This is a genomic window from Devosia indica, assembly GCF_003056405.1.
Classification (GTDB): Bacteria; Pseudomonadota; Alphaproteobacteria; order Rhizobiales; family Devosiaceae; genus Devosia; species Devosia indica.
The window spans coordinates 1-18,882 of record NZ_PYVZ01000028.1 but is presented as its reverse complement, the minus strand read 5'-3'; the positions used below and the strand labels follow the sequence as shown (position 1 = coordinate 18,882).

Here is an 18,882-nt window from a genome sequence, read left to right as displayed (position 1 = left end):
CGCTCAATAACGCCATGTCGATCACTCCTGGATCCCCCGACCAACAGCCAGGGGACGATCAAAACATGGGTCATTTCTCAGTGAAAACTTCTGCCCCTAGAGGGTCAGATCTCAGTGACATTCAACAGACATGAGTGTCGAGGACCTGAGCACAGAGGAGATCAAGAATCTGCTTCGCCACAGCGGGCACATCTGGTTCGACTTCGCGACCTGCAATCTGTCGCGCCAAGCCAAGCGCCCGCTCTAAACCTACTGGGATGTCGATGCCGAACTCGGCCAGCAGGCCCCGGATCATGTTCACCAGTTGAGTGCGCTGTTTGACCAGAAGATCGCGTACCCGGTGTAACGACAGCGCCGCCTGCTGATCGGTCGACTTCATCGCTACGAACCGCATGGTGGGACGGGTCACCGCTTCGCAGATCGCTTCGGCGTCAACGGCATCGTTCTTGCTACGCTTTACATAGGGCTTCACGTAGGCCGGCGGCATAATGCGAACCTCATGGCCCAGCTTTGTCAGCTCGCGAGCCCAATGGTGGGATGTGCCGCACGCCTCAATGCCGACCAGACAGGGAGGCATCTTGATGAAGAACGGTAAAACCTGAGATCGCCGAAGTGTCCTGCGCACAGCAACACCTCCTGACGCATCGACAGCATGGACCTGGAAAACACTCTTGGCCAGATCGAGGCCCACAGTGGTAATCTGCATGGCGGATGGCTCCTTGCCCGGGTTGCCTGATAGCAAACCCACTTTGGCACTCAGATGCCGTGAGCGGGAGCCATCCACCTCATCTGGAATGGGGCGCGCATCAGCCCGGCGGGTTATGGAAGCCCCCTGCCCCACAATCCTGCACGCCGGCGCCCTAATCGGGGCCGTTTGCGGTCTGTCTGGTTGTGGTGACCGTGGTGCCACTTTCGGACACTCCTGCCAGAGAGACGCCGATCTAAAACGGTGCTCGAAATTTCTGGTTAGGCGTGGGTACCGCTTCTGCGTCCCGATCTCCAATACCTTTATCGAGCTTCTTTATCGGGGCACCCCGGTCGCGCGTCGCCGCCCCCCATTTCATCAGTCGCCACAATCAGAGTTCTCTTATCGTCGGAGCTGCCTCAACTCCGCGGCGCAAATAGGATGATCGCCGCAGCGACCAGCGCCAGTGCACCCCCGATCAGATCCCAACGATCCGGGGCATGACCCTCCGCCAGCCACAACCACAGCAGCGATGCCACGATGTATACTCCGCCGTAAGCCGCATAGGCCCGACCGGCATGCTCTGCCGGCGCCAGTGTCAACAACCATGCAAAGGCGATCAGGGCCGGGACGCCAGCAGCTAACCAGATCGACGACTGTCCCTGCCTAAGCCATGCCCAGAAGGCGAAGCAGCCCACTATCTCGGCCAGCGCGGCGGCGGCGTAGATCAATGCGGTGGTCGCGTAAATGGGCATGGCGGCTCCTCCGGTTCAGCTTCGTTGACGCCTAGCACGTCCGCGTAGCCAGGCCCACAGGCCTGCGGCACCAGCGAGCAGCACGGCGACAATGCCGACCGGTCCGGCCACGACGGCTACGCCACCGGCTGCAACGATCGGGACGGCGCAGCAGGCGGCGCAGGCAGCCGCAACGCCGGCGGTGGCGACAATGCCCTTCCTGGCGTTCGGGTTCATACCGCCACCTTTGCCAGCTCGGGTGCGAAATGGGCGAAGAATTCGTCGGCGGCCAGCGCAGCATTCTCAGGAGCTGTGATAATCAACTCGATCTGCTCCCCGGCACGGATGTCGAAATCCAGGAAGGCGCAGCAGTCCGACTCTTTCGCCACCAATGCCTCAACCTCGCCGAGCGCCTCGGCGGCATAGGTCAGGCGCAGAGCCAGGGGCTGACGATTGCTGGACAATAGGTGACGCGAGGCGAGGTCCCGAATGGACGCCGCCCTCTCCTTGAAGTCGTGGGCATCCAGGGTGCAGGCAATGGCCAGGGCAGCGTCGTTGCTCGCGGTTGCGCAGGATGAGCAGCATGCGTCCGTTGTGTTGACGGTGTTCATTGTCGATCTCCTTTCGATGAGATGGACAGCACCATATTCCTTCAAGTAACTTGAAGGGCAAGAGCAAAAGCGAGGATTGCATGCTGACGATCGGAAAGCTGGCGAAGGCAGCCGGCGTTACCACGCCAACGATCCGATACTATGAGGAGATCGGCCTGCTTCCTGCTGCCGATCGCAGAGAGAGCGGCCAGCGCGTCTACGGCGCCAATGACCTCGATCGCCTCATCTTCATCAGGCGGTGCCGCGACTTCGGCTTCGGCATAGAGCAAGTGCGCTTACTGGCCGGTCTATCGATCAGCGCCGACAAGGATTGTCGCGAGGTGGGGGATATCGCCAGAGTGCACCTTGGCGAGGTGCAGGCCAGGCTTGCTGAATTGAAGGCGTTGGAACACAGCCTGCAACGCTTCGTGGCCCAATGCGACAGCGTCTGCTGCGGCGGACCCGGGCGAGACTGTGTCGTCTTCAAGGACCTCGCAACCGCCGAGTGATCGACAAAACGCCACGGCGCCCGGCGCGCCAGCAGCCCATACCGTTCGTTGTCCTCCTCGCCCGTGAACGTCTCCACATTCGCCACCAGGCGGGCCGAGGCCGGCGGATCGGAATTCTCGATGACTATGACCCGAAGATCCCCGACCGAGCATGGCCGGTGCCCCGCAGTCGGGGAGCCGATTACGCCACCCAAGCTCTCAACGGCTGCTGCCTGCGGGTCGCCTCGAATTGACCTTGCATGGGCAGTCCGACCTTGGTGCAGCGTCATAACTCCCCTCCTCGTTGACGCCGTAGCCGAGCAAGCGAACCCGGCTGGCAATGGCCGCCAGGTCAAATCCCGGCCCGGGACGCACCGTCATGGTCCGCGAGGAGAGCGATACGCCCACGTATTCCACCCCAGCCATGGGCATCACTGCGTTCTCGATCGCCGCAACGCAGTCGACGCAGCCCATTCCAGTGATGGCGAAGGTGAGCTTCTCCGCCCGGGTCATGCCTCGAAGGTCACTTTGCCGGCCATGTCGAACTCATAGACATCGTCACGGAAGCTGACCACTCCATTGCGGTTCGCCCAGGCGGAAATATAGGTGGTGTGGATTTCGGGTGGATTGCTCACGTCCACGTCCTTGCGCTCTCCGGTCGTGAACACGGTTTGGATCTCCGTAGGGCCCCAGTCGCCGTTGTCGCGCAGTACCCAGGCGACAAAGTCCTGCACCTGGTCGACACGCACGCAGCCGGAGGAATAAAAGCGGGCGTTGTCACCGAACAGGCCTTTGGTCGGCGTGTCGTGGAGATAGACGGCGTGGGGGTTGTGGAAGTTGATCTTCACGTTGCCCATCGAGTTCAGCGGACCCGGATCCTGACGGAAGCTGTAATTCACCGCCTCCTCGGTCTGCCAATTGATCTGGCTGGGCTGCAGCTCGTTGCCACTGCCGTCGAAAATCCGAATCTTCTGCTCCGTCAGGTAATTCGGATTTTCGTTCATGTACTTGATCAGGTCGCGGCGGATGATGGAAACCGGCACGTTCCAGTACGGGTTGAAGTTGATCTGGTGGATGCGGCTCTTAAGGATGGGGGTCTGCCGGTCAATTCGACCGACGACCGCGGTATGCCGCCGCTGGACCATACCGCCTTCCACCACTTCAATGAATGCAGCAGGGATATTGACCACCACGTAACGGTCAGCGAGCTCGGACGCCATATTCTGTACACGCAGAAGGTTCAGCCGAAGCTGATGCAGGCGCGTTTCCGCCGGCACATTGAGGGCATACCAGGTTGCCTCGTCCACTTGCCCGCTGACTTGAAGACCATGGCGAGCCTGGAACCGACGCAAGGCGGCATCGGTCGGAGCATCCATCACGTCGTCCACTCGCTCGACCATGGCCATGTCGGCTGACGACAGAAGGCGTCGCTTGAGCTGGATCACACCATCTCGTGCTACGCCAATGGTGACGCCGTATGTCGCCTGCGGCACCTGCTCCCAGCCGCCGCTGGCCACGAAAGGTTCGTATTGGGCGATCGCCATCTGCAGGTTGTTGGCGGTGTCGTAGCTCAGAATCGGTTCGACAGTGTCGATAGCCTGAATGGCGGCGGCGCTGTTGGCCTCCTGCTCTGCATCGCTCAGCGAGCGGTTCCGGTTCATCATATCCCAGAGGGACTGCGCCTGTGCTGGCTGCATCGTCGGGAAGGTGGCGGCTGCGGCGCCCATGGGCAATAGCCGGAGGAAATCTCGTCTTTTCATCGTTCTCATCCTGATTGGCGTTCGTTTACCGACGCACCCCGGGGATACCGGCTTGGATCGGTCGAGTTGCGGTCGCGGGTCAGGTGAAACGTGGAGGACGGAAGTGCTTGGATCGTCGAAGGCTGACTGGCAGATCCTCGTCCGCTGCCGGTGCGAACATTGGGCCCCGGTTGGAATCATCAACAACCATCGCCACCGGCGCCACCATTCCGCATGCAACAATGCAACAGCCCCTGGCGTGAAGCGTATGCTGCAGTTCATGGTCCTCCGAGATGCCCTGTTGGATTTCTCCGAGGCCCGCAGCATCAGGATGATCGAGTGCCGTCGCCGGGTGCACCGACAGCACCATGGCCAAGATTCCGATCAGGACGGGAATGAGGCTGCGACGAAGTGTTGGTGTCATATCCAATGTGAACCGGAGCGGCAAAGAGCTTGCACGTTAGCCTACCGTCGAATTCGGCAACAATGCGGTTACGAGGGTTTGAAGACTAAACTGTGTCAGTGGACAATGCCCGCCTCAGTAAATGGTCCACGACCAGGGCCGCATCCTCGCTCGCGCCCATGACAAGACCCGATGCGCGGTTGCGTTGCCATGGCAAGCCAGCAAAATAGAGCCCCTCCACCGGCGAAACGCCCTGATGGTGGAGGATTCCACCCCGTTCATCCAACGCGCCATCCACCTGGATAAAGGACCAATCAGGTTTGTATCCGATCGCCCAAATGATAGCCGCAGGCTCCAGCGTCGAGCCATCCGCGAACCGGACAATGCGGCCTTCCGCGCCGATGGCGCGGGGCCGTATCTCAATCCCAGCGGAGGTCAAATCGTCCAGGTCGCGCTGCCTGTTCGGAAAGGGATCTACGGCCCGCATGCGCTTGCCCAGGAAGGAACCGGTCGGGGCCCGGACGAGGCCGGTGACATCCAACCACCACCAAAGGCTTCGTCCCAAAATCCGTTCTGGCAGCAATTTTCTTGATCGCCCGGTCGAGATCAGGACAGGACGGTGCGGGACATTGAGGGCCGCAACATCTCGGCCACTCGCACCATCGCCGACGACGAGCAGCGGACCGCTGGGAAGTCGTTCGAAGTCGCCAAGCTCGTCGACGGCGAACTGGGGAATGGTGCACGTGGCTGCCCATGAAGGTTTTATCGGGTTCCGAAATCCGCCAGCGGCGATCACCACCGCATCGGCGATGATCGGATCAAAACCCTCGCCCGTGACCCGGAAGGCACCGGAGACATCCCGCTCTACCGAGGTTGTGGTGCAGCCGGATCGGACCGGTATGCGAAACTGTCGGGCGTAGGCCTCAAGGTAGTCGGCGAACTCGTCCTTGTCTGGATAGCCCCCCGGGTCGCCGGGTATCGCCATGCCGCTCAGGGCGCTGTATTCGCGTGGGGTGAACAGCGTCAGGCCCTGGTACCGGCGCCGCCAGGAGTCTCCGGTCGTTTTCTGCGCGTCCAGAACGGCAAGTCTGGTGCCGGCTTCCACCAGGAGGCGCCCTGCGGCGAGGCCCGCCTGACCACCGCCGACAACGACGACGTCCAGCTTTCTCATTCGATCAGGCGCCGAAGCTTCTGTAGACGCGTGTCAAAGGGCTCCTCGCCATCGAGCGTTCCGAAGAAGCTGCCTCCGGCATCGGCCAGGTGAACGCTGGCACTGTGTTCCATCGTGTAGTCTCCGCCCTCAAGCGGCACTTTCTCAAAGAAGATGTAGCGTGCCTTGGCCATGGCCGAGACGTTCTCAAGGGAGCCGGTCAGGCCGACGATGCGGTCATCGAAATACTCGACATAATCCTTCATCGTGGCAACGTCGTCACGCTCCGGGTCGATGCTGACGAAGACCGCCTGCAGCCGATCGGCATCGGGACCCAGCGCTTCGAGCAAGGCGGACATCTCCGAAAGGGTCGTGGGGCACACGTCAGGGCAATGGGTAAAGCCATAGAACCATGCCGAAGGCTTGCCGAGAAAATCGGCCTCGGTGACCTCATTTCCATCCTGATCGATCAGGGTGAAAGGTGTCGCGTACACCGCCGGGCCTGCATCGACAGGCGCATTGCGCGCTGAGAGAAAAAGATATGCCGCCCCGGCTCCGACGACCAGGACGAGCGCCCAGAGAACGATGCGAAGTACCCGAAGCGATTTCACTGCGCGTGATCCCCATGGCCCGGGGCTCTGGTCGTCGCGCGCTCCTCCACCTTGAACGTCACGTCGATCCGTCCCGCCTTTTCGAAGACGAGGGTGGCCGGAATTTCGTCACCGGCGACGTAGCGCTTGTCGGGCCCGATGAACATGGCATGGATGCCGTCCGAGCCGAGCCAGACCATTTCACCAGCGGGCAGTTCGATGCCTTCGGTAAGAGGCGTCATCCTTGCGATGCCATCGGTCACGACCGACCTGTGCATTTCGACCTTTTCGGCGGCAGTGCTCTCGATCGCGACCAGGCGGTCGTCCTCGGCGCCCTGGTTGTGCAGCGATACATAGCCGCCAAGGACACGCGCACCTGGGGGCGCCTCCTCGACCATTGGATGATCGATATAGATCGAGCCGGCATCGAAATCGTGCGCAATGGCCGCCGGCATGACCACAAGAGTTGCGATAACGAGGAGAAGTTTTTTCATTCGGGAGCCTCCTGGGTGACCGAAGCGGAGGGCGCCGCAATGCGCGCGTCGTGGTTCCCGGCCAGTCGATCGATGATACCCGGCGCGAAGGCGTAAACAATCAGGCCGAGCATGAGAAGCCACAGCGTCCATTGGAAGACGCGCAGCGGCAATGGACCCTTAGTCTGCATGAACTGCCTCGATCTTGAATGCGTCCCGTCGCCTCATGCGTTCGGACGTCCCTTCCAGGCCAGGAGCCGCATGGCGTTTGCGGTGACCAGCACCGTCGCCCCCGTGTCCGCGAGGATCGCGGGCCAGAGCCCAGTGATGCCGATGATCGTGGTGACAAGGAATACAGCCTTCAAGCCGAGTGCGAGCGTGATGTTCTGCCCGATATTGGCCATCGTGGCCTTGGAGAGGCCTATCATGTCGGCAATGTCGGTCACTCGGCCATGAAGAATGGCAGCGTCGGCTGTCTCGAGCGCCACGTCCGTGCCCCCGCCCATGGCAATTCCGATGTCGGCAGCGGCCAGCGCCGGCGCATCATTGATGCCGTCGCCGATCTTGGCGACAACCTTGCCCTGACCCTGCAGCTCCCGGACAATCCGCTGCTTGTCCTCGGGCAACAGACCAGCGCGAACGTCCATGCCGAGGGTGGCGCCGATGGCCGTGGCCGTTCGTAAGTTGTCCCCCGTCAACATCACGGTGTCGATGCCCGCCTCCCGAAGCGCGGCCAATCCTGCCTTGGCATCGGGACGCGGCTCGTCGCGGATGGCGAAGATGCCCGCAATCTGGTCGTTGGCGACAAGCACTGAAACGGTCTTGCCTTCGTCATTGAAGGCTTCGATGCGGGTTCGCAGTTCGTCTGGCACCGATACGCGTTCCGAAGCGGCCTTGGGCGAGGCAAGGAATGCGGTCTCGCCTCCAACGCTGCCTGTGATGCCCTTGCCCGGGACCGCCGTGATATCAAATGCAGGGGGAATCGGCGCTTTGTCTGCCTTTGCTCGAGCGAGGATGGCCAGGGCCAAGGGGTGGCTTGAACCAGTCTCAAGGGCTGCCGCCAGTGACAGCACCTGGCTCTCGCTGCGACCCACGCCAACAATGTCGGTTACTTTCGGTTTGCCCTCGGTCAGGGTTCCGGTCTTGTCCATTGCCACCAAGGTGATGGTGCGCAACTGCTCGAGCACGGCACCGCCCTTGAGCAACAAGCCGCGACGGGCACCCGCTGAAAGGGCCGCCGCGATCGCAGCTGGCGTCGAGATCACCAGGGCACAGGGGCAACCGATCAGAAGGATCGCCAGCCCCTTGTATATCCACTCGCCCCAAGCCTGACCAAGCACCAGAGGGGGCAGGATCGCCACTAGCGCGCCGACAAGAAGGACGCCTGGAGTGTAATATTTGGAGAAGCGGTCGATGAACCGTTCCGTAGGCGCCTTGCTCTCCTGCGCTTCCTCGACCAGGGCAATTACCCGCGAAATGGTGTTGTCGGATGCTTTGGCCGTGACCTTGATGCGCAGGGCGGTGTCGGTGTTGATGGTGCCTGCAAAAACGATGTCACCCGGACCCTTGGTTTTGGGCACGCTCTCGCCGGTGACCGGCGCCTCGTCGATTGCGCTGGTTCCCTCGACGATCTCACCGTCTGCCGGGATGCGGTCCCCCGGACGAACGAGCACGACCTGTTTGAGCTCGAGCCCCGCCGCTGGCACTTCCCTGACGTCGTCGCCGTCGACCAGCAAGGCCGTCTTGGGCACCAGATCAGCCAGTCCTTTTATACTGGCGCGCGCCCGGCTTGCCGCAACCCCCTCCAGCAATTCGCCCACGAGGAACAATAGCACGACAGTCGCTGCCTCTTCCGTAGCGCCAATGATGACGGCGCCGATAGCGGCGATCGACATCAAGGTCTCGATGGAAAATGGCGAGCCACCCATGGCGCCGGCGACCGCCCGTCTGGCGATCGGAACCAGCCCGACGAGCAGGGCAACAAGGAACGCCCAGTGGCCGACTTCGGGAAGAAAGCGTCCGACAAGATAAGCGGCGACCAAAGCCCCACCGCATGCAAGCGTCAGCCTGGCCTTACGCGTGCGCCACCATGGTCCATCGTCGTCGTGGTCATGATCCCCATGCATATGCACGCCTGCTACGGCTTCTGGTGCCTTGGGGGCGGCGACCGAGATCGGCGCGGTGGGGTACCCGAGATTTCCAACTTTGGTACAGATTTCCTCGAGGTCGGCACCCGGAGCATGCCTGACAGTCATTGTGCCGTTCATCACGGAAACGGACACGTCCTCGACGCCGGCGATCCGGCGTGCTGCCGTATCGACTTTGGAAGCACAGGCTGCGCAATCCATGCCTTCAACACGAAAGCGTGTCGAATTTGTTCCTGTGTCCATACTGCCGACTCCTTGCAATCCTTGGTTGTGGCGTACATCCTCCAGTGGCTATAGGAGCAAGCGAAAATGAGTCACGGCATCGCGATCGGCAAGGTTTCAGAGGGTAGCGGCGTAAAAATCCCCACGATCCGCTACTACGAACAGATCGGATTGTTGCCCGCACCACCGCGAACCGAAGGCGGCCGCCGCACCTATGATCACAAGGACATCGAGCGCCTGAGTTTTATTCGGCACTCGCGTGAGCTGGGCTTCGACATTGATCAGATCCAGACCTTGCTTGCCCTTCAGGATCGGCCTGACCAATCCTGTGCCGACGCGGATGCAATCGCCAAGGCGCGCCTCGCCGAAGTCGCTCGCAAGATTGCAAGCCTGACTGCGCTGCAGGCAGAATTGAAGCGGATGGTCGAGGGCTGCAGTCATGGACGCGTCGAGACCTGCCGCGTCATCGAGATTCTTGCCGATCACGACAAGTGCAAGCACCACCAGCAAGCAAACTGATGTCGAGGCGTTCCGCAGGCTTGCGACCAACCGCACCATCGACGCGACGTCATCCCCAAGGCATATTGGAATGATGAAGCAACACCTCCTCCTGGCGGCGATATTCATTGGGGCAGTGCCTGCCGCGGCAACCCCGGCAATGCCCGTGACGATCACCGAAGGCGTTTATGTCGAAGGCGCCTGGCTTCGGGCCGCTGAGAGCGGCTCCGAGCTTTTCCTTGTCGTCAACAATACAAGTGACACGGCCATCGACCTGACTGGCATAGGCGTCGCCGGCATGGCGGGAAGGATCATTTCGCCCGATGGTTCTCGGGACTCGATCTCGATCCCATTTCATGCCGAACTCTACATGACCGAAAAGGGATTGCGGGTGGCGGTGCCTGCGACGTTCCAGCCCGCTCAGACCATCCCCGTGACAATTGCCACGACCGGCGGCACGACCGCGACCATAGAGGCAGTTGTTCTAGGGGATGATGCAGAACTGCCCGATCACCACGACTATCAGCACTGATCACTCAAAGCGCTGCTATCGTGGAGTAAACCCCTGCTGGACAGACGCCATTTGGATCCAAAGGACCAGGTGATGATCCGTTGGGGTTGAAGACGTAGCGACGCTCACAAACGTCCCACCCTGGCGGGCGCCGGGTCGCATCGAACAGGTCGGTACCCACCTTTAAGTCGCGCCAGAAAGGTGCGTGCGGACTGTCAGCATGCTGGGAGAGGTTCGCCTCAGTCATGCGGAACGGCAGAAGCTGGAGCTGAAACGAGGAATTGCCACCGCGGAAGGTCTCGCGAGCAAGCGCGTAGATTTCCTTGATCCCCTCGTCCGTCATGGCATAGCACCCGACCGACAGGCAATCGCCATGGATCATTAGATAGGTGCCCGTACGCCCCCATGCCTGGTCGAACTTGTTGGGAAAGCCGACGTTGAAGGACAGCCAGTAAGATGACTTCGGATTCATCAGCGCGGGGGTAACGTCGTAGAACCCCTCGGGCGACTGTAGATCGCCCTCGCGGATCTTTGGCCCCAGATCCCCGGACCATTTGCAGATCGGGTAAGTCTTGAACAAGGCATAGTCCCCGGTATGCGTCCGCTTCCAGACCTCGAGTTCAGAGCTCTGTTTGTAAACGCGGATGACCATGGGCTCGGACGGCGATGAGCCGATCTCGGCCAGCCTGTCCAACACAGGCCTGCCGAGTGGAACATTGTGACGATTGTCGCCAACGAACTGGCTGCACGCGGCCAGGAAGAAGGTCATCGTGACGAGGCAAAGGGCGCGTAGAGTGTTGCCGAGCATGCTGGTTGTCCAAAAAGCTTTCGGCAACCATAGACAATGGCCGTTACGTAAGGGTGACCCGGCGTCAGGCTTTTACTCTTCCCGGGCGACGATCTCGGCATCGTGATCGACCTTGGCAGCCAACTCCATCTCGATGGTAGCGTGTTCGATCTCGAACTCGTCATGCAATTCGCGTTTGAGCCGCTCCTTGAGTTCGGTCGCCTCGGCAAAGCCCATATCGTCCAACGCCAGGTGAACCTGAAGGGCGGTTTTGCCCTCGCTGATCTGCCAGACATGCAAGTGGTGCACATCAATGACCCCCTCCAGACCGCGAAGCTTTGCGACCACACGGTCGTGCTCGAAACCCTTGGGCGCACTATCCATCAGCACCGTGATGGCCTCACGGATTTCGCGAGACCCGTGGATCAGCACATAAATGGCGATGGCAGCGGTCACCGCCGGATCGATCCAGTAGACGTCTGGCCCCCAAACCATGATGGACACGCCGCTGATGATGACCGCGACTGTGGCCAGGGCATCGGCGATCATGTGAAGGAAGGTGCTGCGGACGTTGAGGCTACCCAGATCCTTTCGCAGCACCCATGCTGCGGCGACGTCTTCGACAAAAGCAATGACGCCAACGATGATCACCGCTGTCGGGACGACTTCTGTGGGCTCAAGCAATCGGGCTCCCGCTTCATAAAGCAGATAAAGCCCGATGATGATGAGCGTCGTGAGATTGATCAGGGCGCCAACGGTCTCGGCTCGCGCATAGCCGAACGTTCGCTTTTCGTTGGCGGCGCGGCGAGAGATGCGCCAGGCAATATAGGAGACCAGCACTGAAGCCGCGTCGGAGAAGTTGTGCGCGGCATCAGCAATGAGCGCGAGAGATCCGGACACCACCCCGCCTACGACCTCGGCAACCGTGATACCCAGATTGAGGGCCAGCGCTATGAGAAGTCGCCGTCCACGGTCGGGCGATCGATCAGCGCTGCCGCCATGGGAATGGGCCATTGGACATCTCCTGCTGATTGGCTTCCTCGGCAGAACGCACGAAAGGCTAGTTGGCTTTTTCCACTTCTTCGGCGACCAGGTCGGCCAATTGCTGCGGCCCGAAATCGAGCAGTTCTCGACCGTTGACGTAGAATGTCGGTGTCTGTGAGACGCCAAGTGCTTCGAGGTCGGCGATTTCCTGCGCTAGGACAGCCGTTACATCCTCACCCTCGGCATCGGCGCGGGCGCGATCAAGATCAAGTCCGGCGGCCCCCGCGATTTGCCAGGCAATATCGAGGTTCGGCGCGCCGTGTGCCGCCCAGTTCGGCTGACCGGCCAGCATGGCTTCAAGCACAGGGATAAGCCGATCTTGTTTGCGTGCCGCTTCCAGAATGCGCACGGCCTGATCAGACCCTTCGTGCAATGGCGCGTAGCGCAGGACCAACCGCACCTGTTCGGGATAGCGGGCCATGATCTGCTTCACGATGGGATAGAAAGCCCGGCAGGCTTCGCACGAAGGGTCGAAAAATTCCACGATCGTCACCGTTGCATTCTGGGGCCCGACCACTGGCGAGTTGAAGCGCACCAGGTTGCTCGGTTCGCTGACCGGCGCGGGCGGGGGCTCGGGTGTGGCAAATCGCGAATAAGCGATCGCACCGACCGCAAAGACGAGGATGGCGACTGCCAAGGTGGCGAGGACAGTAACACGGCGATTCATAGGCGACGGCTCCGGAGAACAGGAACGAGAAAAACGACGATGGCCGAAAATGCCACCAGCGACAGCACGGGCAGCGGCACCAGCCCGAAGAACATCATCGCTTCGTCCGAGCATGAGGGGCCGGCGCTGCATGGTTGAATGGCTTCAGGTACGATTCCGTAGAAGAGCAGCACATGTAAGGTGGCAAACCCTGCGCCCGCAACGGCCAGGGGCACGGAATACAGCACCGAATTGCGATCACCAGCGAGGGCTCCAACGCCCAGGGTGACAACAAGCGGGAACATCGCAATACGCTGATACCAGCAGAGAACGCATGGCGTCTGACCCATGATCTCGCCAATAAAGACGGCGCCCATGGTTGCTACCAAGGCCACCAGCCAGGCCGAGAACATCCACGACCAGGTTCTGCTGTCGTTTTCCACCATGCGCATCCTTTCAGTTCATGGATCGAGTCTACGACCTCTAGCCACTTGAGGAGCAAGGCGGAAAATGCCGCGTAGGATCCGCGTTCTGGCCCGGCTCTCGCATCAAGCTCGGCCAGATCACTAAGATGCAAATCATTCCTACTTGCAAAAACGTCATGCTTGTGTCCTGTTGTTGCGAACCATTCGCATTAGAGGACGACTTGCTTTGGACAATTCCGTGGATCTGATGAGGCGCCGCAGTCTCCTTCTTGGCGGCCTGGCAGTCGCGGGCAGCACGGCAGTGCTTGCAACATCGGCCGCTGGCCAGTCCATGCAGGGCCACGACATGGCCAGCATGTCAGACCCGGAAGAGCTTCCAGCCGATCCCTACGCCGCGCCCGGAGCCCATGAAGGCGGACACGGGCAAATGACAACGGTGGGGACCGTCGATCACCAACAAAACGGCTTTGACCCAACGGCCATGCTGACCGAATGGGATGTCGGCACGGTGTCCACGATGGATGACGGGCGCACCCTGCGCACTTTCGAGGTAGAGGCCATCGACAAGGAGATCGAAATCGCGCCGGGCGTGGTGTTTCCAGCCTGGACCTTCAACGGTCGTGTTCCTGGTCCCGCTCTCCGGGCCAAGGAGGGAGAACGGCTGCGGATCGTTTTCCGCAACTATGGCTCCCATCCGCACTCCATGCATTTTCACGGCATCCATTCCTGGCGCATGGACGGTGTTCCCGGGTCTGGATTGATCAACCCGGGCGAGGAGTTCGTATACGAATTCGATGCCAAGCCATTCGGCTGCCACCTCTACCACTGCCACGCATTCCCGCTGAAACGGCACATGCACAAAGGCATGTACGGTGCCTTCGTGATCGACCCCGATCCGGACCTCCATCCCGAATATGCCGATGTCGCGCGGTCCCGCCTGCTCGGCACGCCGGAAAATGCCCGCTGGCAGGAACTGGTGATGGTCATGAACGCCTTCGACACCAACTTCGACAACGAGAACGAGTTCTACGCCGTCAACACGATAGCCAACGCCTATTCGCAGAAGCCCATCCGCATCGAGAAGTCGCGACCAGTGCGCATTTATCTCGTCAACGCGACCGAATTCGATCCCATCAATTCCTTTCACCTGCACGCCAATTTCTTCAACTACTTCGACACCGGCACGACCCTGACCCCGACCCTGCGCACCGTCGATCTCATCATGCAGTGCCAGGCGCAGCGGGGCATTCTTGAGTTCAACTACGCCGACCACGAAGCCGGCATGTACATGTTCCACGGTCACCAGTCGGAGTTCACCGAACTGGGTTGGATGGGCATGTTCGATATTGTGGAGGCCTGAAATGACCGAGCTTGCGCCATCGTCCAACGCCTCGTCCGGCCTTCGCCGCTTCCTTTGGTTGCTGGCCCCCCTGCTGGTGCTTGCCATTGCCATAGCCTGGATCGCCGCGGCGGACCCGTTGCGAAGCTTCAACAATGGCGCGCCGCCGGTCGAAACGATCACCTTCGAAAGAACGGTGCTGAATGACGGAGGCATTCGGGTCCAGATTCGCGCCGGCGGCTCCGAGGACATGACGGTCGCGCAGGTGCAGGTCGACGACGCCTATTGGAATTTCTCGATGGCGCCCGCCGGCCCGCTGGCGCGCGGGTCAACCGCATGGATCGACATTCCATATCCGTGGGTGCTGGGCGAGGCGCACCGCGTCAAGTTGGTGACCAACACGGGGACCACCTTCGAGCACGAAATCGCCGTCGCCGTGCCGACGCCAGTCGCCACACAAGGGCAGCTCGTCCAGCAGGCCATTGTCGGTGCGATCGTCGGCATCCTGCCTGTCGCCATTGGTTTGATGTTCTATCCGGCCATGCGCAACGTGGGCACGTCTGGCATGGGTTTCGTGCTGGCCCTCACAGTGGGCTTACTCGCCTTCCTGCTCGTCGACATGACCTTTGAGGCGCTGGAGTTGGCTGCCGAGTCAGCGCCTCTTTTCCAGGGGCCGGCAATGGTCATCCTCGCGGCTCTGGCCACCTTCCTGATCCTCATGGGCATCAGCCGCCGCGGAGGACGGCCCGAAGGGCTGGCTCTGGCGTTTTATATTGCCTTTGGCATCGGCCTTCATAACTTCGGCGAGGGCCTTGCCATCGGCGCAGCCTTCGCCACCGGTTCTGCGGGTCTTGGGACCTTCCTCGTTCTCGGTTTCGCAATTCACAATGTCACCGAGGGTATCGGTATTGCCGCTCCCATCGTTCGACAGAAGCCGCACCTCTGGGCTTTCGTCGCCCTGACCCTGGTCGCCGGAGCACCTGCCGTTCTTGGCATGTGGATCGGCAGCCTCGCCTACGGCACCCAGTGGTCGGCCCTCGCCCTGGGAGTGGGGGCTGGTGCTATTCTCCAGGTGATGGTTGAGGTAACAGCCTTTTTCCTTCGTGGAAGCGGACGGCAAAGGCAATCCTGGCTGTCGCCGCCGGTCCTGTCAGGCTTTCTGACCGGCGTGGCGTTCATGTATGTCACCGCCGCTGTCATCAAGGTGTAGCGTAACCATCTGCCAGGCGCGCCTGCGCAAAATGTATTGGGCATTTCTCCTGACGAAACCCCCGGCCATGGCCGTATGGGCCTACTGTTACTAACCGCATTCAGACGTCTTTCGCCCGTCCGCTTTCGGGCTACGGTCACGACGATCTGAACGACCGTTAAGGGGCGCCTACCTGCTGGTCTGCTATAAGAGCAAAAAACGAACGGAATGGCAGAAAATCGAGGGATTTGTGCCGTGAGTAGCCTCATTATTTTGTGGTTGAGGTCTTTTGAAGCGTAGAACATAAATCGATCGCAAGCCGCAGACCGTACCACACACCAGAAGGTCCGCGCCCTCCCCCCATTGTCAAATGACGCTTTGGTTCGTCAATCGCCCGCTAGTGCTGGGCGATTGTTTCTTGATGCATCGCTTGCGCCGCAGAGCGGCGCACATTGGACAATGGGACCTAGGTCGGGCGCTTGACCCCGTTTCAAGCCACTTGCGCCTGCGGCGCTTGGCCCGGCCGCCATGGCGACCGGTGGGGGCGAGTGTTGGTGGCTTGAAGCGGCGTCAACCTCCTGGTGGCCGGAACCGATGCGGAACACGAGATTTCCTCAAAGCGGGGGAAACAGACAAAGAGGGTGACCGACTTTTGCCGCATTGGCGGGCGCATGTCCGAGGGCTAGACTTCGATGACCAGCTGCGGATCAAAGCGCGGATTCTCAAGAGAAACACCCTCGCCCCGCCCGTTGCGCCGGGGTACCGAATACCCGCGCGGATTGCAGACGACCCGCGTACGCCCCACCCTGTAGTCCCGGCTGTGATGCACATGACCGTGAATCCAGGCCTTCGGCTGATGGGCAAGGATCAAGGGCTCAAGATCGCTGGCAAAGGACCCGTCGGCTGCGTCCCGGAACCGCTCGCTCCTGAGGCTCTTCGGGTGCGGCGCATGATGAGTGACAACAACAGTCGGTCCATCGAACGGCGCCGGCAGCGCGTTTTCGATGATGTCTCTCTGCTCCTGATGCAGCCGTGCCAGGTCATTGGGACGAATGCGCCGCATGCCAATATCGATGGCGGAAAAGTCCGGCATCGAACGCTTGCCCCAGAATTGCGCACCGACTTCATCGCCATTGATCAAATAGTCGGTCCAGAGCGTGGCACCGATTAGCCGAACACCAGCAATGTCCAGTACGGGGCGGTTTGCACTGAGCAGCTCAACGCCGCAATCAGCATAGAGCACCTCAGCATCATCGTTGAGGTCATGACCATAGTAGTCGTGATTGCCGGTCACGTAGATGACGGGCAAACCGCGCGGCACCAGATGCCGGGCCAGCCAGCTCGCGGAGAGGCGATGCCCGTCCGCGACATCGCCCGCAACCACAATGATGTCGGTCCCTTTCGGCGTCGTCGGTACGGGATAGCGCGCGACATCGATATGCAGATCGCTCATCACCCAGATTTTCATGGTCGCTCGGCCTTTCTCACACACACACGTCAACTGTGCGCAACACTAGATTGACCCCATGAAAATCCCTCGCGGCGTTCACGCAGCAAATGTCACAGCGGCATATGCGAACTAGACGGTGCCCAGTTCACCGGTCCTGCCCTATGCTGTTGGTGGTCAGACAGACCGGCAAAAGGATCGGCACAAATGTCCCCTACCCCACGCCGCGAAGCCACGGATCATGGGGGTTAGAGCCTTTTCGGAAGATCGGCAATTTGACCGGCATGGAGGCTGGCTCGACAGGCGGCTCAAACCGCGTCAGCAGCTCGGGAAATTATCCAAATAGCGAATCTGGCTCAGGCGTACGTTAACCATTGCGCGCAATCTCGGGTGACAGTGGTGATCGGGCGTGCCAGCCTCAAACCATGACTCCGGCCCGGAGTCATGGCCGCCAATAAGGCGGCTGCCAGCTCGGCGGCAACCGAACTGACAGCCTGACCAGGCGGTCCAAACCTGCGTACACAGGAGAACCGACATGGCTAAGGCCATTTACGGCGACGCACAGATTCGTCGCAAGCTTTCCAGCAATTTTGGGGTGCGCAACAGCAGCTAATCGCTGCTGACCGAACCCGTCTGCATTCTTGGTTGGTCACGCTCTAGCTGCGTGGACGCTCGGGACGTCTTGTTCGTTCCGGCGCGCGGCTCCGGCTGACTACGGCTTTCGCAGACGCATGCCCCCTCCCCTGATGTTTCGTCGTGCCCTCGCCCCTGCTTGGCGAGCGATGGCCGACGCCTGGAAAGTTTTGAATGATGACCACCAATGACGACGATGACGGCTCCAAAAAGCCGTCGACCACTGATCCGCAATTCTGCGCGGAACCCGAACAGCCGACCGAGGACGTGCCGATCGCTGAGATCGATGAACCAGACCTGTTGGACAGCCTGATCGGCGATGACGATATCGATCTGGCTGAAGACAGGCGCGACTACGAGCGCCGGTTGCGGCAGCACCAGATCCGGCGCAAGCACAGGGATAACCCACCATTGGGCAAGCCGCGGATCGTCAGGCTCAATCACACACTCACACCGGTGCTGGGGGTCTGCGCGCGCCCGGCCCCTGACAGCAAAGAGCGGCGGGGTGGAGCCGATGAGCGCCATAAGGAGCTCGCCAAATTTCACTATGATCTCTCGGAGCGGATGACGCTGGAGGGGCCGAGGAGTTTTGACGCGCTCGAACTGCTCATCGCCAACTTCTACGAGAGCTGTCCAGGCTTTCGGGATCTGGCCATGGCGATCTGGGCATCGGCCGGTCAGGCTTTGCAGGATGGCGCCGTGTGGTTCAGCATGCAGCCGACCGTGATTGTGTCGGAGCCTGGCACGGGCAAAACCCATGCTGCCAAAAAACTTGCTGAGCTGAGCGGCCTGCCGCTCATCTACATTGACGGGAGCTCGTTGTCGTCCTCGGCTGAACTGATCAGCAGTGATGTCGTCTTCCAGTCCGCGCGACCCTCGGCAATTGTCGAGGGATTGGCGCGGCACCGGGTGGCCAATCCATTGGTGGTCATCGACGAAGTGGACAAGTTGCACGACATGGCCCAGGGCGGCTTTGCCAATCTGAGCGAGGCCCTGATTGGTCTGATCGACCGCAGGGACTGTCAGTAATTTCGTGTGTGGCGGGCGATTGCATATTACGCCGCCATGGCTCGGATGAAGCGCTCGCCGAAGATTACAGCGAACTGCGCCTTGGCCATGGACCATTCACGTGGCGGCATTTT

Annotated in this window: 21 protein-coding genes and 1 pseudogene; 6 read left to right on the top strand and 16 right to left on the bottom strand. The window is 60.8% G+C overall.

What is annotated here, in order from left to right; genetic code table 11:
• Positions 1–142: 142 nt before the first annotated feature.
• The 4 genes and pseudogenes from DDE76_RS18860 to DDE76_RS19675 all read right to left on the bottom strand — a co-directional run.
• Positions 143–706: pseudogene (locus DDE76_RS18860) on the bottom strand (IS110 family RNA-guided transposase); the annotation flags it as partial.
• A gap of 398 nt (positions 707–1,104) precedes the next feature.
• Positions 1,105–1,440 (bottom strand): YnfA family protein, encoded by a 336-nt coding sequence (locus DDE76_RS18855; protein WP_104894121.1) that lies wholly within the window; start codon positions 1,438–1,440, stop codon positions 1,105–1,107.
• Between the two features lie 15 nt (positions 1,441–1,455).
• Positions 1,456–1,656: a hypothetical protein gene (locus DDE76_RS19680; RefSeq protein ID WP_157955925.1), complete on the bottom strand. Its 201-nt coding sequence runs from the start codon at positions 1,654–1,656 to the stop codon at positions 1,456–1,458.
• Complete coding sequence (locus DDE76_RS19675; RefSeq protein ID WP_157955924.1) at positions 1,653–2,030, bottom strand: hypothetical protein; 378 nt, start codon at positions 2,028–2,030, stop codon at positions 1,653–1,655. Before DDE76_RS19675 ends, DDE76_RS19680 begins: the two co-directional genes overlap by 4 nt.
• Before the next feature lie 80 nt (positions 2,031–2,110).
• Between DDE76_RS19675 and DDE76_RS18845 the strand changes: the two genes are divergently transcribed.
• The gene (locus tag DDE76_RS18845; protein ID WP_104895009.1) at positions 2,111–2,518 is read left to right on the top strand and encodes a MerR family transcriptional regulator; all 408 of its coding nucleotides are present in this window, start codon (positions 2,111–2,113) and stop codon (positions 2,516–2,518) included.
• Positions 2,519–2,716: 198 nt separating this feature from the next.
• On the opposite strand, the gene DDE76_RS18840 is transcribed toward DDE76_RS18845, so the two are convergent.
• The 7 genes from DDE76_RS18840 to DDE76_RS18815 all read right to left on the bottom strand — a co-directional run bounded on the left by DDE76_RS18840 (position 2,717) and on the right by DDE76_RS18815 (position 9,242).
• Positions 2,717–3,010, bottom strand: a complete 294-nt coding sequence (locus DDE76_RS18840; RefSeq protein WP_104894119.1) for a heavy-metal-associated domain-containing protein — start codon at positions 3,008–3,010, stop codon at positions 2,717–2,719.
• Positions 3,007–4,257: a L,D-transpeptidase family protein gene (locus DDE76_RS18835; RefSeq protein WP_158672419.1), complete on the bottom strand. Its 1,251-nt coding sequence runs from the start codon at positions 4,255–4,257 to the stop codon at positions 3,007–3,009. The genes DDE76_RS18840 and DDE76_RS18835 overlap by 4 nt, the downstream gene beginning before the upstream one ends.
• A gap of 488 nt (positions 4,258–4,745) precedes the next feature.
• Complete coding sequence (locus tag DDE76_RS18830; protein ID WP_104894117.1) at positions 4,746–5,810, bottom strand: flavin-containing monooxygenase; 1,065 nt, start codon at positions 5,808–5,810, stop codon at positions 4,746–4,748.
• A complete protein-coding gene (locus DDE76_RS18825; protein ID WP_104894116.1) occupies positions 5,807–6,400 on the bottom strand; it encodes an SCO family protein in 594 nt (197 codons plus the stop codon). Before DDE76_RS18825 ends, DDE76_RS18830 begins: the two co-directional genes overlap by 4 nt.
• Positions 6,397–6,873 (bottom strand): copper chaperone PCu(A)C, encoded by a 477-nt coding sequence (locus tag DDE76_RS18820; RefSeq protein ID WP_157955923.1) that lies wholly within the window; start codon positions 6,871–6,873, stop codon positions 6,397–6,399. Before DDE76_RS18820 ends, DDE76_RS18825 begins: the two co-directional genes overlap by 4 nt.
• Complete coding sequence (locus DDE76_RS19670; protein WP_157955922.1) at positions 6,870–7,043, bottom strand: hypothetical protein; 174 nt, start codon at positions 7,041–7,043, stop codon at positions 6,870–6,872. The genes DDE76_RS18820 and DDE76_RS19670 overlap by 4 nt, the downstream gene beginning before the upstream one ends.
• Positions 7,044–7,076: 33 nt before the next feature.
• Complete coding sequence (locus tag DDE76_RS18815; protein ID WP_104894114.1) at positions 7,077–9,242, bottom strand: heavy metal translocating P-type ATPase; 2,166 nt, start codon at positions 9,240–9,242, stop codon at positions 7,077–7,079.
• Between the two features lie 66 nt (positions 9,243–9,308).
• Here DDE76_RS18815 and DDE76_RS18810 point away from each other — a divergent pair, with 66 nt between their 5' ends.
• Both DDE76_RS18810 and DDE76_RS18805 read left to right on the top strand, forming a co-directional pair.
• Complete coding sequence (locus DDE76_RS18810) at positions 9,309–9,740, top strand: MerR family transcriptional regulator (protein WP_104894113.1); 432 nt, start codon at positions 9,309–9,311, stop codon at positions 9,738–9,740.
• Positions 9,741–9,810: 70 nt separating this feature from the next.
• Positions 9,811–10,251: a hypothetical protein gene (locus DDE76_RS18805; RefSeq protein WP_104894112.1), complete on the top strand. Its 441-nt coding sequence runs from the start codon at positions 9,811–9,813 to the stop codon at positions 10,249–10,251.
• Between the two features lie 4 nt (positions 10,252–10,255).
• Here the strand turns inward: DDE76_RS18805 and DDE76_RS18800 are convergent, their stop codons facing one another.
• From DDE76_RS18800 to DDE76_RS18785, 4 genes are all read right to left on the bottom strand, one after another.
• The gene (locus tag DDE76_RS18800) at positions 10,256–11,038 is read right to left on the bottom strand and encodes a L,D-transpeptidase family protein (RefSeq protein ID WP_240549563.1); all 783 of its coding nucleotides are present in this window, start codon (positions 11,036–11,038) and stop codon (positions 10,256–10,258) included.
• Positions 11,039–11,110: 72 nt separating this feature from the next.
• A complete protein-coding gene (locus DDE76_RS18795; RefSeq protein WP_104894111.1) occupies positions 11,111–12,031 on the bottom strand; it encodes a cation diffusion facilitator family transporter in 921 nt (306 codons plus the stop codon).
• 46 nt (positions 12,032–12,077) lie between these two features.
• Positions 12,078–12,728, bottom strand: a complete 651-nt coding sequence (locus DDE76_RS18790; protein ID WP_104894110.1) for a DsbA family protein — start codon at positions 12,726–12,728, stop codon at positions 12,078–12,080.
• Positions 12,725–13,153 carry a disulfide bond formation protein B gene (locus tag DDE76_RS18785; protein WP_104895007.1) on the bottom strand — a complete coding sequence of 143 codons (429 nt, stop codon included), beginning with the start codon at positions 13,151–13,153 and terminating at the stop codon, positions 12,725–12,727. Before DDE76_RS18785 ends, DDE76_RS18790 begins: the two co-directional genes overlap by 4 nt.
• A gap of 226 nt (positions 13,154–13,379) precedes the next feature.
• Here DDE76_RS18785 and DDE76_RS18780 point away from each other — a divergent pair, with 226 nt between their 5' ends.
• Together DDE76_RS18780 and DDE76_RS18775 are read left to right on the top strand one after the other, a co-directional pair.
• Positions 13,380–14,492 carry a multicopper oxidase domain-containing protein gene (locus DDE76_RS18780; protein ID WP_104895006.1) on the top strand — a complete coding sequence of 371 codons (1,113 nt, stop codon included), beginning with the start codon at positions 13,380–13,382 and terminating at the stop codon, positions 14,490–14,492.
• Between the two features lies 1 nt (position 14,493).
• Complete coding sequence (locus tag DDE76_RS18775; protein ID WP_104894109.1) at positions 14,494–15,681, top strand: ZIP family metal transporter; 1,188 nt, start codon at positions 14,494–14,496, stop codon at positions 15,679–15,681.
• A 661-nt stretch (positions 15,682–16,342) separates the two neighbouring features.
• Here DDE76_RS18775 and DDE76_RS18770 read toward each other — a convergent pair.
• Entirely contained in the window at positions 16,343–17,128 is a 786-nt protein-coding gene (locus DDE76_RS18770) for a metallophosphoesterase (RefSeq protein ID WP_104894108.1), read from the bottom strand.
• 786 nt (positions 17,129–17,914) lie between these two features.
• Here DDE76_RS18770 and DDE76_RS18765 point away from each other — a divergent pair.
• Entirely contained in the window at positions 17,915–18,769 is an 855-nt protein-coding gene (locus DDE76_RS18765; RefSeq protein WP_104894107.1) for an AAA family ATPase, read from the top strand.
• Positions 18,770–18,882: the final 113 nt, after the last annotated feature.

Excerpts from the sequence above, each read along its gene's own strand:
- DDE76_RS18855 (WP_104894121.1), bottom strand. The coding sequence starts at position 1,440 with ATGCCCATTTACGCGACCACCGCATTGATCTACGCCGCCGCCGCGCTG.
- DDE76_RS19680 (WP_157955925.1), bottom strand. The coding sequence starts at position 1,656 with ATGAACCCGAACGCCAGGAAGGGCATTGTCGCCACCGCCGGCGTTGCG.
- DDE76_RS19675 (WP_157955924.1), bottom strand. The coding sequence starts at position 2,030 with ATGAACACCGTCAACACAACGGACGCATGCTGCTCATCCTGCGCAACC.
- DDE76_RS18845 (WP_104895009.1), top strand. The coding sequence starts at position 2,111 with ATGCTGACGATCGGAAAGCTGGCGAAGGCAGCCGGCGTTACCACGCCA.
- DDE76_RS18840 (WP_104894119.1), bottom strand. The coding sequence starts at position 3,010 with ATGACCCGGGCGGAGAAGCTCACCTTCGCCATCACTGGAATGGGCTGC.
- DDE76_RS18835 (WP_158672419.1), bottom strand. The coding sequence starts at position 4,257 with ATGAAAAGACGAGATTTCCTCCGGCTATTGCCCATGGGCGCCGCAGCC.
- DDE76_RS18830 (WP_104894117.1), bottom strand. The coding sequence starts at position 5,810 with ATGAGAAAGCTGGACGTCGTCGTTGTCGGCGGTGGTCAGGCGGGCCTC.
- DDE76_RS18820 (WP_157955923.1), bottom strand. The coding sequence starts at position 6,873 with ATGAAAAAACTTCTCCTCGTTATCGCAACTCTTGTGGTCATGCCGGCG.
- DDE76_RS19670 (WP_157955922.1), bottom strand. The coding sequence starts at position 7,043 with ATGCAGACTAAGGGTCCATTGCCGCTGCGCGTCTTCCAATGGACGCTG.
- DDE76_RS18815 (WP_104894114.1), bottom strand. The coding sequence starts at position 9,242 with ATGGACACAGGAACAAATTCGACACGCTTTCGTGTTGAAGGCATGGAT.
- DDE76_RS18810 (WP_104894113.1), top strand. The coding sequence starts at position 9,309 with ATGAGTCACGGCATCGCGATCGGCAAGGTTTCAGAGGGTAGCGGCGTA.
- DDE76_RS18805 (WP_104894112.1), top strand. The coding sequence starts at position 9,811 with ATGATGAAGCAACACCTCCTCCTGGCGGCGATATTCATTGGGGCAGTG.
- DDE76_RS18800 (WP_240549563.1), bottom strand. The coding sequence starts at position 11,038 with ATGCTCGGCAACACTCTACGCGCCCTTTGCCTCGTCACGATGACCTTC.
- DDE76_RS18795 (WP_104894111.1), bottom strand. The coding sequence starts at position 12,031 with ATGGCCCATTCCCATGGCGGCAGCGCTGATCGATCGCCCGACCGTGGA.
- DDE76_RS18790 (WP_104894110.1), bottom strand. The coding sequence starts at position 12,728 with ATGAATCGCCGTGTTACTGTCCTCGCCACCTTGGCAGTCGCCATCCTC.
- DDE76_RS18785 (WP_104895007.1), bottom strand. The coding sequence starts at position 13,153 with ATGGTGGAAAACGACAGCAGAACCTGGTCGTGGATGTTCTCGGCCTGG.
- DDE76_RS18780 (WP_104895006.1), top strand. The coding sequence starts at position 13,380 with ATGAGGCGCCGCAGTCTCCTTCTTGGCGGCCTGGCAGTCGCGGGCAGC.
- DDE76_RS18775 (WP_104894109.1), top strand. The coding sequence starts at position 14,494 with ATGACCGAGCTTGCGCCATCGTCCAACGCCTCGTCCGGCCTTCGCCGC.
- DDE76_RS18770 (WP_104894108.1), bottom strand. The coding sequence starts at position 17,128 with ATGAAAATCTGGGTGATGAGCGATCTGCATATCGATGTCGCGCGCTAT.
- DDE76_RS18765 (WP_104894107.1), top strand. The coding sequence starts at position 17,915 with ATGATGACCACCAATGACGACGATGACGGCTCCAAAAAGCCGTCGACC.